Origin of the sequence: Flavobacterium sp. BFFFF1 (assembly GCF_002256285.1) — a bacterium.
In the GTDB taxonomy this organism is placed as follows: Bacteria; Bacteroidota; Bacteroidia; order Flavobacteriales; family Flavobacteriaceae; genus Flavobacterium.
This window is the reverse complement of the sequence record NZ_NKJE01000044.1, coordinates 1-12,310: the sequence shown is the minus strand read 5'-3', so window position 1 is coordinate 12,310 and position 12,310 is coordinate 1. Positions and strand designations below refer to the sequence as shown.

The 12,310-nt window shown below is 34.2% G+C and carries 14 protein-coding genes; all 14 read right to left on the bottom strand.

Translation table 11 applies throughout. From position 1 onward, the window contains the following. Window positions 1-126: 126 nt before the first annotated feature. The 14 genes from CFE23_RS15930 to CFE23_RS15865 all read right to left on the bottom strand — a co-directional run bounded on the left by CFE23_RS15930 (window position 127) and on the right by CFE23_RS15865 (window position 12,216). On the bottom strand, window positions 127-669 hold the full coding sequence (locus CFE23_RS15930; RefSeq protein WP_291090218.1) for a hypothetical protein: 543 nt from the start codon (window positions 667-669) through the stop codon (window positions 127-129). A gap of 186 nt (window positions 670-855) precedes the next feature. After that, complete coding sequence (locus CFE23_RS15925; RefSeq protein WP_291090215.1) at window positions 856-1,236, bottom strand: hypothetical protein; 381 nt, start codon at window positions 1,234-1,236, stop codon at window positions 856-858. A gap of 725 nt (window positions 1,237-1,961) precedes the next feature. After that, window positions 1,962-2,795, bottom strand: coding sequence for a DUF3800 domain-containing protein (locus CFE23_RS15920; protein WP_291090213.1), 834 nt, complete (start codon window positions 2,793-2,795; stop codon window positions 1,962-1,964). A 193-nt stretch (window positions 2,796-2,988) separates the two neighbouring features. After that, window positions 2,989-3,414 carry a hypothetical protein gene (locus CFE23_RS15915; protein ID WP_146171784.1) on the bottom strand — a complete coding sequence of 142 codons (426 nt, stop codon included), beginning with the start codon at window positions 3,412-3,414 and terminating at the stop codon, window positions 2,989-2,991. A 190-nt stretch (window positions 3,415-3,604) separates the two neighbouring features. Then, window positions 3,605-4,039 carry a hypothetical protein gene (locus tag CFE23_RS15910; RefSeq protein WP_291090210.1) on the bottom strand — a complete coding sequence of 145 codons (435 nt, stop codon included), beginning with the start codon at window positions 4,037-4,039 and terminating at the stop codon, window positions 3,605-3,607. A 160-nt stretch (window positions 4,040-4,199) separates the two neighbouring features. Then, window positions 4,200-4,868 carry a hypothetical protein gene (locus tag CFE23_RS15905; RefSeq protein WP_291090207.1) on the bottom strand — a complete coding sequence of 223 codons (669 nt, stop codon included), beginning with the start codon at window positions 4,866-4,868 and terminating at the stop codon, window positions 4,200-4,202. Between the two features lie 646 nt (window positions 4,869-5,514). Then, entirely contained in the window at window positions 5,515-6,072 is a 558-nt protein-coding gene (locus CFE23_RS15900) for a hypothetical protein (RefSeq protein WP_291090205.1), read from the bottom strand. Between the two features lie 176 nt (window positions 6,073-6,248). Next, window positions 6,249-6,944, bottom strand: a complete 696-nt coding sequence (locus CFE23_RS15895; RefSeq protein ID WP_291090204.1) for a hypothetical protein — start codon at window positions 6,942-6,944, stop codon at window positions 6,249-6,251. 166 nt (window positions 6,945-7,110) lie between these two features. Continuing rightward, window positions 7,111-8,127 carry a hypothetical protein gene (locus tag CFE23_RS15890; protein WP_291090203.1) on the bottom strand — a complete coding sequence of 339 codons (1,017 nt, stop codon included), beginning with the start codon at window positions 8,125-8,127 and terminating at the stop codon, window positions 7,111-7,113. 657 nt (window positions 8,128-8,784) lie between these two features. After that, window positions 8,785-9,345 carry a hypothetical protein gene (locus tag CFE23_RS15885; protein ID WP_291090201.1) on the bottom strand — a complete coding sequence of 187 codons (561 nt, stop codon included), beginning with the start codon at window positions 9,343-9,345 and terminating at the stop codon, window positions 8,785-8,787. A gap of 642 nt (window positions 9,346-9,987) precedes the next feature. Then, window positions 9,988-10,392: a hypothetical protein gene (locus CFE23_RS15880; RefSeq protein ID WP_291090200.1), complete on the bottom strand. Its 405-nt coding sequence runs from the start codon at window positions 10,390-10,392 to the stop codon at window positions 9,988-9,990. 163 nt (window positions 10,393-10,555) lie between these two features. Then, window positions 10,556-11,041, bottom strand: a complete 486-nt coding sequence (locus tag CFE23_RS15875; protein ID WP_291090197.1) for a hypothetical protein — start codon at window positions 11,039-11,041, stop codon at window positions 10,556-10,558. A 185-nt stretch (window positions 11,042-11,226) separates the two neighbouring features. After that, entirely contained in the window at window positions 11,227-11,649 is a 423-nt protein-coding gene (locus CFE23_RS15870; protein WP_291090194.1) for a hypothetical protein, read from the bottom strand. Between the two features lie 162 nt (window positions 11,650-11,811). Further along, window positions 11,812-12,216: a hypothetical protein gene (locus CFE23_RS15865; protein WP_291090192.1), complete on the bottom strand. Its 405-nt coding sequence runs from the start codon at window positions 12,214-12,216 to the stop codon at window positions 11,812-11,814. Window positions 12,217-12,310 lie beyond the last annotated feature (94 nt).

The window sequence follows — 12,310 nt, the reverse complement described above, 5'->3', positions numbered from 1 at the left end:
GCGGCTTCACGTCAGTTGCGGCATTTGGAACTGAGTACTCTCGGCTGGACAGAACGAAGTTATGGAAAAAAGAAGTTCGTTTTACACGGAAAGTAGCAATTGCGTGAAACCGCTGTTAGCAGCAGTTCATGTTTTTACTAATTTTCTTGATACAAGAATTAATGCAAAAATGTTTAAAGCTAAAAGATAATACCCATATCTTATTTGATTAAAATCGTCAATGAAGTCTCCTATTATGATTATTAATATTGAAGAAAAGAGTAGGATTAGATTAAATACAGAAATTCTAAAGATGAAGCGATAATTCTCTTTGAATGCTAAATATAATATTCCTAATGATAGAAATATTATAAATGCAAAAGACAGAGAAACATAAAAGAAGGAATCTTTAAAATATCTGAACTCAAATTCTTTGAAACCTGTGAAGCCAATTTGATAAGCATTTAAAGTAGAGTCTTTTCTCCCGTTTTCTAATTCTAACTTTCGATTCATTTGATTTGCAATTTTCAGAGAATCATTTATTCGTTTTAAAACTTCTGGGCTAGATGTTGAATCAACAATCCCTTCCGGCTGTTTCCTTAGAATTTGTGAATCTGAACAGGTTTGAAAAAATGGACAAAAGCAAATAACAAATGTCAGTAGCGCAAAAAGTCTAATCAAATTTCTCATGATATTGGTCGTTTCGTTGAGTTCGGCGAGCGAATTGCTGCTAACGTCCGGCGGCTTCACGTCAGTTGCGGCTTTCGAAGCTGAGTATTCTCGGCTGGACAGAACGAAGTTATGGAAAAAGTAATTACATTTTACAAGGAAAGTAGCAATTGCGTGAAACCGCTGTTAACTGCTGTCGCAATTGTATTAATGGATATCAGTGAAACGTCGAAAAATCAGATACCATTTGCCGTTTATGAGTTTGAATCTAATTTCACTTTCAAATCCAATTTCCTGATAAGATATTTTTTCAATCACTAATGAATCGCTTGCTGTAACATCTTGTTTGAATTGAGCGAAGAGTGGTTTTCCGACAGCCTTTTTAAGTAATTTCCAGTTACTAGCACTCCATTTCTCTAATTTAACCTTGGTTTTAAGTTCGCCTTCTATCGGAAACTTAATTCGCTGCATTTGAAAAATTGAATCTGAATGAAATCTAGAGTTAAATGCTGAGAAATTTTCTGAAGATTTATTTACTCCTTTGCGGCTGTATACAAATAAAATGGCAATTAAAATTAGGTACTTCATTGTTCGTTCATTAGGCGATTGCAGTTAACGTCCGGCGGCTTCACGTCAGTTGCGGCATTTGGAACTGAGTACTCTCGGCATGGACAAAACGAAGTTATGGAAAAAGGTCGTTCATTTTACAAAGGAAGCAGCAATTGCGTGAAACCGCTGTTACACGGCGTGCAGGTTTTCGACTTTGTTTTTTAAATGGTATGTATATCTTGTTATAATTTTCCAAGAATTCAGACGAGATTGACAAGAATTTTCCATTTCAAACTTTGAACAGAAGCGTAGAAACCATTAGAAATATTTCCACGAGTACTACGCTATGCTATTTTTTTAATTGATAGAAGTGTGACAAAAACAAGTTTTTTGCGAGTTTAAGTTTGTATTGAGATTGTCAACGAGAAGATTTAGAGCAAGTCTAAAGATAAATATGCTAATAAGGATATTGCAATTACAGTAGCAATTAATTTTAGATTTAAGGGTTTCTGAAAGGCGAACGTTGAAAGCGGAAAGATTTGCAATACAAAAAATAATTTTTTAAGAAATAATCTTATCCAGAACAGTATTCGAAATCTTGATTTTATCATAAGTTTTTCAGTTTTGGGTGCATGTCGTGTAACGTCCGGCGGCTTCACGTCAGTTGCGGCATTTGGAACTGAGTACTCTCGGCTGGACTGAACGAAGTTATGGAAAAAAGAAGTTCATTTTACAAGGAAAGTAGCAATTGCGTGAAACCGCTGTTAGGCGATGTTTTTGTGAATAGCTCCAAGAAGGAATTTTTTAAAGCTAGCATTTTTCGAGGAGACATTTATTCCCCGTCCTAGTATTTTTCCTGGATAACCATAAAATTTCGAAAAAAATGACTGAGTTAACTCTTTTCCAATTGAATACTCTCTGTTTTGAAGTTCAGTTTCCATCCAATCTCTTGTAGCTCCCATAATAATATCAGCAAGTTGTAAAAGATTGGAATGGTGGCAACGGGCATAATAAAGAGTTTGATCAAAATTCAATTGATTTAAAGAGCCACAGTAATATTCCTGACTATTACTATTAATTCCTTTATTATAAGCATAGAAATATTCTTTATCAAAGGGCTTCGAATCATTTCCTTCTGGCCAATCCAAAATTACCTGTATATAATCTAATGATTTTTCATCAGCGTAAAGTCCAACTCGCATTAGAGCATTTGAAAACATGAAGGATGACAAATTTTGTTTAATTTCTTTTTGGTCTTTTTTATCAGCTTGGAAATTTTCAATAACTGAGATGAAAATCTTGTAATCAAATTTCAGCGATTCTTCAATTATTCTTTTTCGCCATGCAACTGAATCCTTTTTTAAGTTTTCAAATTCAGCCTGCTTATCAAATCTCTGATATACTTCTTCAACGTCTTTAATGTTATATTTGAACGGCATGTGTTCACCGGTATATTCACTTTTGATTTTTTTCATAATATTACTTAGCGCGATTTCATCTTCTCTTGAAATCAAAATGCCACCGTAAAGAAAAACCGGTCTTTTTTCATCACCATGATTTTTTTTTAATGCGCTGTCGTCACAATACCATTTGTACATATAGTTTATTTTAGCAGTTGATATGAAGTTTCGTCAGTAAAATATCGCCTAACGTCCGGCGGCTTCACGTCAGTTGCGGCTTTTGGAACTGAGTATTCTCGGCGGGACAGAACGAAGTTATGGAAAAAAGAAGTTCATTGTACACGGTAAGTAGCAATTGCGTGAAACCGCTGTTATGCGACGGCTTATTAGGTCAATCAACTTTTACTTTTTTTCGACGCATCTTTCTTTGATTCACGCCATATTTGTCAAAACCAATGCCAATTGATATAAGATTGCCATTTCTTTTATACAAAACAGTATCTATTTTTATTTCCTTAATAAAATTTTCACCTAAGTCTGGATCAAGTGTATTAACGAAAGTTCCTTTAATTGAAACTGTGTCAGTTTTTAATTGAATAGAAAAATCACTATCGACTCCAAATATGCCCGTAACCAAATTTTTATCACTGAAATAAATAGAATCATTAATTGAAAGCGATGAAACTTTTACATTTTCATATGGTGATCCAAAATTAAGAAATATCAGTTTTTTGTCATCACGAAATTTTTTTGAGGAACAAGCAAGTAAGATTAGACTTATAAAGAAAAAACTAGATTTATTAATTAAGATTCGCATAATGATGTATTCTATTACGAGGATTTTTCACGTCGGCGGCAAGCTGTCGCATAACGTCCGGCGGCTTCACGTCAGTTGCGGCATTTGGAACTGAGTATTCTCGGCGTGGACAAAACGAAGTTATGGAAAAAGTGGTTACATTTTACAAGAAAAGTAGCAATTGCGTGAAACCGCTGTTAGCTGCCGTTTCTTATGGAATACGGACTTTTTTATTTGTAAGAAGATCAAAAATCCCTATAAATTTTTCCTCCATTATTGCATCTTCTTCAGGTGTTGACCTGCGACCATTTAAGCGACTATATAACAGTAATGTTTTGCAATCCTGAGCTACTGTAAGAAATTGTAACTTATGAAGCTTACTGATTTTTGACATAACCTTATTCAATGTTATAGAATCAGATTTTCTATTGAATTCCGGTAAAATGACGTCAGCTAATCCTCTTTTATTTTTATATGTTACAAAGTACTTATCAGCAATTTTATACCGATAAAATTTATTTTCCACTTTTATGGAATCAAATATTATTTCTGATTCGCAAACTATTTCAACTTTTGATTTCGACTGACCAAAAGCTTGAATGCAGAAAAATAACATTATAATCAATAAGGAAGGATGTTTTTTCATGACGCGGATTTTGAAATGGCAGCTAACGTCCGGCGGCTTCACGTTAGTTGCGGCTTTTGGAACTGAGTACTCTCGGCTAGACAAAACGAAGTTATGGAAAAAGATGGTTCATTTTACACGAAAAGCAGCAATTGCGTGAAACCGCTGTTAGCAACAGTTTTTATTTTTTCACTAAGGTCATCACCAGATTGCACAATTTTGCGTATTCTTCTCCGCCGTAATTTCCTGGGCTATTTCTGCTTACAACATGATATCTTCCATCAATTAAAATTTCCAAAATCCATTCTTCGCCATCCAATATCATATTTGGATCTTGAGTTTGAATGTTCCAAAAATTTGCAATTTTAATTTGGTTTAAAATTTGATTCCAATTTTCGTCAGGTAAAATTTTTTCCTTGTACTCAATTCTTTTTCCAGCATCGTAGCCACCAAGTCCATTTGTTTTCCCATAATAACCTCTAAGGCCTGATGGACTTTTCTCAATTCTGTAAAATCTTGGATTACTCCAAGTGCCTAAATGAGTAAACCGAACTGTTTCAGTAGAGTTTTGCGTTGAATTATAAATTATTGGTTCCTTCAAACTTTTCAGATGTTTAGAGTACCAAGTATTGACAAAGTCGTTCAAAGAATCGTTTGGTTCAGGAAAATCACATGGAAATCTTTTTTGTGAAATACAATCTTCTTGTTTTTTTACAAAGTCAGCACTTAGTTGTGGGAAATAGAATTCGCTTGAAGATTTCGGCATGAAAGATAAATCTACTTTTCTTGCAGAACAACTTATTAAAAGAATACAAACTGATATATACGATATTATTCTAGATTTCGTCATGCTAAAATTGTTGCTAACGTCCGGCGGCTTCACGTCAGTTGCGGCTTTTGGAACTGAGTATTCTCGGCTGGACAAGACGAAGTTATGGAAAAAAGAAGTTCATTTTACACGGAAAGCAGCAATTGCGTGAAACCGCTGTTACAGGCCGTCGCGACACAGTTGCAAAATCACACAAAGTAACTACAAAGAAATTCTGATTTAGTTTTAAATTTCTCAAAAGTTAAGTTGGCGCAATTCGACGCAACAGATTTTGGTTACACTTTCAACGCAAAGAAAATCGACAAAGAATATCTACAGCTATTGCGCCTGATTGCGTCTAGCAGAGAACTCTCGGCAACAAGAATCGTAAACAAAAGCGACAAATTTTCCGGCGACACTAACACAACGTAACCACAAAGTCGCTCCGTGAAAAATAGGGGAGAAGTTAAATTTACTCAAACACAAGCCGAACATTTCAGTTCAGGAAAATCGTTCCTCAGGAGCAGCGGAGCTATGGCCTGTAACGTCCGGCGGCTTCACGTCAGTTGCGGCTTTCGAAGCTGAGTATTCTCGGCTGGACAGAACGAAGTTATGGAAAAAGCGGTTACATTTTACACGAAAAGCAGCAATTGCGTGAAACCGCTGTTATGGGCAGTTTTAATTGGACTTAGTAAATTAAAAACCAATAGATGATTTTGGATTCATTTCGCATTATATAAATTCCACACGAAAAACTGTGCTCTGTTTTATTGCGTTTTTCATTATTGTACGTGTTTTTTAATCGACCTTTTTTAATTAAATAAATTTCTACGTCATTATTTTTTGGAGTTTTGGATGTTGTCACATCGCCTAATTCATGATCAAGTTCTGGAAGTTCAATGTTTTCATTATTAAGTTTATATACATGTCTAGAATCTTGGAAAATGAGTCTATCGTTGTCTAAACGCTTGTAATTTTTAATTTCATTGATGAGTTTTTCACTGGCTTTATCGTTAAGTTCATATACGATAACGGCACCCGAATTCCCGAATAATTCAAAGTAATTATAATAGCAAAAATTTACTAGAATATATTTTTCATCAGGCAAAGGTTGATTATCATAATATTCTTTAATGGCATCCTGACTAAGTTCATTTTCGAACATAATCAGGCGTTCACTTTTTGTTTGACTTTTACATGACAAAGCAAAAAGCATATAGAAAATCAATAATGATGTTACTTTCATTCGTTGTTTTGGTTTCGGCGCGGCAAAATTGCCCATAACGTCCGGCGGCTTCACGTCAGTTGCGGCATTTGGAACTGAGTATTCTCGGCGTGGACAAAACGAAGTTATGGAAAAAGGTGTTACATTTTACAAGAGTAGTAGCAATTGCGTGAAACCGCTGTTATGGGCAGTGGCAATTATCTTTGCCAACCCTCAATTATAAAATTTCTCTCGTATAACTTTCGCGTATTTTTATTGGTTGATTCATACCAAACCTCAAATCTAGCTGCATAAGGATATCCCCAGTCGCCTTCGTAAATTGTAAAATCATTTTCAAATTGAAAAACTGAATCACTTGGCTTGATTTCAATTAGACTTTTCGTTTTTAAACGTTCAAATGATAAAGGCTGATTTTTTGTGATTTCAAACGCTTTCAAAAATATTTTTCCGTCACTCAGATTTTTATCGACGTAAACATATCGATACATACCTGGTTGAAATGATTTATATAAATGCAAACCTGAAGGAATTTTCGTTGAATCCATTTCTTCTAAAGGTTGTGAAATAGAAATATTTTTCGGAATTACAAGTTGGTCGGTAAATTCGTCGTGACGTCCGTCGATTATCAAAGATAACAAAAATCCAAATTGGTAGGCCACAGCGAATAAAATTGTAGGTGGTATAACTAGTGCAATTGCAGTTTTCCAATTCTTGTTTATTAAATGAAAAACTACCGCACAAAAAATGCTTAAACAGGCAGTAAGTAGGACAAAAAATGAAATAGTTAAAAATAAATCTGGCAGAAAAAATAGGCTAAACAAGAACAAAACAATTGAAAAAATAAACAGCAAGATTTGCCACTTTAAACTCAAAAAGGTATTTAATTTCGTCATTATCTGCGGTGTTTTTTCAGCCATTGCCCATAACGTCCGGCGGCTTCACGTCAGTTGCGGCATTTGGAACTGAGTATTCTCGGCTGGACGAAACGAAGTTATGGAAAAAAGAAGTTCATTTTACAAGGGAAGCAGCAATTGCGTGAAACCGCTGTTACCTGCCGTTTTAAATTGTTAGCTCAAATGGTCTTATGTTCGAGTTTTTAATTTCCCCAATAATATCATTTCCACGATACCAAAAAGATTTTCCTTTAAATTTCTGAGTGAATAAATCTATGATTTCTTTTGAGTAACTATCACTAAGCCGAACATTATTTACATTTAATAAATATGAAAGTTCTTTATCTTGAGGCTTACTTTCAGCAATAGATATAGTGTCAATAGCCTGGTTTTGTGAAATAGGGATGTAGCTTACTAGGTTTCTGATTCCATCAAGATGAATATACTTCAAATTGGTCATTTTAGCAACAAAGTCAATTTTTGTTAGATGTTTCAAATTCTGCAGTTGCAAATATTGTATGCAGTTGTTGTTTGTAAATAATTTTTCGGAGGAGTCATTGTTTAAACCTCTAACTTGGTGAAGAGAAAGTTTTTTCAGGTTTTCAAGTTTTGATACACCTTCAAAATCATCAATGCTGCCCAGTGAAAGCCATAACTCTTGTACACGATCCAAGTAAGATAAAAAATCAAGATTTTTAGATTTTACCTCTCGTAGTGATAAGAATCTCAAGTTCTTTATACGCTGTAATGAATCTACGTCCTTAGATAAAGATGTAAAAAGTATTTCAAGGTTTTGTAAAGGCTCCAATATCTTAAGAGATACAGAAGATTTTACATTTTTATGAATACTCAACAACACAAGATTTGTCAATGAACTTATTGATTTTAAGCTTTTAGTTTCCCACAAATCAATTTGAAGTCTTTCCACAGAATGTAACATATCCCAATCAATTTTAGATTCTGGAAAATTTCCATAAAAGCGTAACGTTATGTGTGGGTTTTCGGCAATGATTTTTGCAACAACAGATAGGATTTTTGGATCTGGTTCTTGATTGAATTGAATTCTATATATTCGGTCAATATACTCAGGATTTTTTAAATCATCTAGATTCACATTAACTCCGTTTCCACCGGAAATAAAGGTAATATCATCAGTGATATTGCAAAGTATCTTTTGTGTCATGGTCGTTCGGTTTTCAAAAATGGCAGGTAACGTCCGGCGGCTTCACGTCAGTTGCGGCATTTGGAACTGAGTATTCTCGGCGTGGACAAGACGAAGTTATGGAAAAAGCGGTTACATTTTACAAGAAAAGTAGCAATTGCGTGAAACCGCTGTTATGCGATGCCAAATATTACCACATATAGTCTCGGTTTAATCTTTCTTAATTTTATTTGACTGTTGGGATATAACAAATAAAATAATGATTGCCCAGACGATATAATTTGATATTTCTCTTATAGTAATGATTTTTTCTCCATATCCAAGAGAATATACATAATAAATTATCCTTAAAACAATAGCAATCAGAAACAGAATTCCTAAAATAAGGCTCCATGGGTTTTTCATATTTACCATAATAAAATTTAGTTTTATATAAATGTGAGAGTAAACGATTTGAGTTTACTTTAAAGGCCTAGTTTTTATTAATATTTAAGTTTCATTTTTCGTCAATTTTTACACACGGCGCGCTTCGGTATCGCATAACGTCCGGCGGCTTCACGTCAGTTGCGGAATTTGGAACTGAGTACTCTCGGCGTGACAGAACGAAGTTATGGAAAAAAGAAGTTCATTTTACACGGAAAGTAGCAATTGCGTGAAACCGCTGTTAGCAGCAGGCAATCATGGATGGAGAGTTTTCCAAAGATTATTATAATCCTTGTTTGTGCCAAAATTTTTAGTATTTATTCGATTACCCAAAAAGTAAATTTGTTGGCATTCAAAACAAATTTTGACAATTCCTATGACGCTATCCGCTTTCTTTAAAATTAAAACGTCTCTATACATAGGCATACAAGCAGATGTATATAATAAATCATATTGCCTGTCAGTTAAAATCTTTTTTAATTTATTAACACGACTTTTATCTAAATTATTTAAGGTGTAATATTCAGAAAGTACAGTAAAGAATTTATCATCATTTAGTTTTTCAGGACTATGACCGCTGAAAATATTTCTTAAGTCACGATGACGTTGTATATCAGCTTCATTTTTATTTTCTTTTATCGATTGGCCATCAAACTCATTTTCTTTTAGTGGATTTAAACGCCAATGTTCAGCGTAGTCAAACTCGAAAAATGGTAAAGCTTGTTTGTGGTCAATTGTTTTAACTGTTTTATTTGATGCAGTTTTACTACAACTTAAAAAGATTGCCAACAAAAGAAATGGAATGCAGTTTTTCATCGATGCGTTTTTTTTTGCTTGCTGCTAACGTCCGGCGGCTTCACGTCAGTTGCGGCATTTGGAACTGAGTATTCTCGGCTGGACAAAACGAAGTTATGGAAAAAAGAAGTTCATTTTACAAGGAAAGTAGCAATTGCGTGAAACCGCTGTTATGCGATGCTCTAATCTTTACTTTCAATTTCTTGTAACGGTTTATTTTCTATGTTAGTTTTACTATTTAGAAAGTTAAATAGAGTAATTGCGACAGCGCACATTAAAAATATGTAATCGCTATAATTTGAGAAATCACTTTTCTTTTGGAATGCTATACTTTTTAACTTGAGGATTTCAAAGTCAGTAAGTTTATCGGCGCTAATTGTAGTTTTTAAGTTTGCGTCAATTTCGATATTATAAGAGTCGATAATTTTATAATTTATAATATATATCCCGCTTAAAAACACCACAAGTAGTATCACTTTGCTAAAAAATAAAATTGTCAATTTCGTAGGTTTTTTCATCGCTGGCAACAGAGTTTCGCATAACGTCCGGCGGCTTCACGTCAGTTGCGGCATTTGGAACTGAGTACTCTCGGCTGGACAGAACGAAGTTATGGAAAAAAGAAGTTCATTGTACACGAAAAGTAGCAATTGCGTGAAACCGCTGTTACCTGAAGCCTTTTTTGAAAACCATAATTCCAAATGAAACCTGAGAAGCAATAAATAACAAAATAGCTGCTATCGAAATAATGAGTGCTAAATTAGTTTTATGTTCTATTGGATCAATCAAATCTGTTATAAAGATTGCTGGCAAAATCAGAACAAGATGCAATAGAAACAGTTTTAGAGAAATATCAGTTTTTCTTTTACTAATGATGCAATAGCCAATGAAATTTATAAAGACGAAAAATGATACGATTATCCCTGCCACTAAATAAGGAGGAAATATTGTAGTATGCCAACCAGGAATTACTGAAGAAGCAATGTCAGAATTGTAAAAGATTAATTTTAAAGGAAAAGTAATTATGGTTAGAAGAGCAAAAGCTGCGATACCAATTTTGGGCGTAATCATGACGGCGATTTGTTAAGGTTTCAGGTAACGTCCGGCGGCTTCACGTCAGTTGCGGCATTTGGAACTGAGTATTCTCGGCTGGACAAAACGAAGTTATGGAAAAAAGAAGTTCATTTTACAAGGGAAGCAGCAATTGCGTGAAACCGCTGTTGTGCGATCGTTTTTATATTAGCCAATTATTGTATTTATCTTCAACATATTTTTTTAAGAAAGCATTAAAATTGAACAATAATTTTTCTGTGTCTGTTTTAAAATATTCTTCCGGTAATCCATCAGTAATGTGGATATTGGTTGTGGTTTTCTCTAAATTTAAAAGATATTGTTGCATTCCGGTACCGCTTATAAAGACAGTTTCATAGTCGTAATTACTTTTTAAAGATAAATAGTTTGAGTGAAGCAAATTTTCTAAATATTCCATAATTTTTTTTGGGAGTACCCCACTTTCCATAATTGTATCAGAATTATTCTTGGTCTTTTTTACATGATCGAAAGCTCTTAGTTCAAGTTTATAATTAAAGTCATAGTCGACAACAAGTTCAGCGCCTAATAATCTCTCAGTGAAACCATCCGTTGTGGTATAGGCAAAGAGATATTTGTCACTTAAAAGGATTTTATTTAACACATTATCAAGTTTACGAAATTGTTCCATAGTTTTTCAATTAGCTCTAATCGTGAGGTGGAGTTCAAAAATGTCGCACAACGTCCGGCGGCTTCACGTCCGTTGCGGCATTTGGAACTGAGTATTCTCGGCTGGACAAAACGAAGTTATGGAAAAAAGAAGTTCATTTTACACGGAAAGTAGCAATTGCGTGAAACCGCTGTTAGCTGATGTGCTTATTTATCGAATTTCCATAAATCAAGGCGAGTAATATTTTCTATTTCTCCTTCAAGATTTCCTCGAGAATTTATTCTAAAAGTCCCAGCAATTATGACATATTTTTGATTAAAATCACTCAGATTTTTATCGTTAAAAGTTGTTTTGGAAAAATTCACATGAACCGCATTGTGAGATAATGACTTTTTAAAATCTTCTTCGTGTAAATAAATAGCTTCACCTTCAAATTCTAAATTTAAATACCCTATTACTTGTACTCTTTTTCCATCATATTTTTCTGGTGTCGCAATCAATTTAATCAAAGAAATCGAGAATTCATTCCAAGGAGTAAATTCATCTTTTTTTTGCGTTGAATTTTCAGTCGTTTGACTTAAACAGTTCAATGGAAGAAAAAGTAGAATTAAGTAAAATTTTATAACCATATTATCAGTTTTATAAAGTTGCTGGGGCGCATATCAGCTAACGTCCGGCGGCTTCACGTCAGTTGCGGCATTTGGAACTGAGTACTCTCGGCTGGACAAAACGAAGTTATGGAAAAAAGAAGTTCATTTTACACGGAAAGTAGCAATTGCGTGAAACCGCTGTTACCTGAAGCCTTTTTTGAAAACCATAATTCCAAATGAAACCTGAGAGGCAATAAATAACAAAATAGCTGCTATCGAAATAATGAGTGCTAAATTAGTTTTATGTTCTATTGGCTCAATCAAATCTGTTATAAAGATTGCTGGCAAGATCAGAACAAGATGCAATAGAAACAGTTTTAGAGAAATATCAGTTTTTCTTTTACTAATGATGCAATAACCAATGAAATTTATAAAGACGAAAAATGATACGATCAACCCTGCCACAAAATAAGGAGGAAATATTGTAGTATGCCAACCAGGAATTACTGAAGAAGCAATGTCAGAATTGTAAAAGATTAATTTGAAAGGAAAAGTAATTATGGTTAGAAGAGCAAAAACTGCGATACCAATTTTGGGCGTAATCATGACGGCGATTTGTTAAGGTTTCAGGTAACGTCCGGCGGCTTCACGTCAGTTGCGGCATTTGGAACTGAGTATTCTCGGCTGGACAGAACGAAGT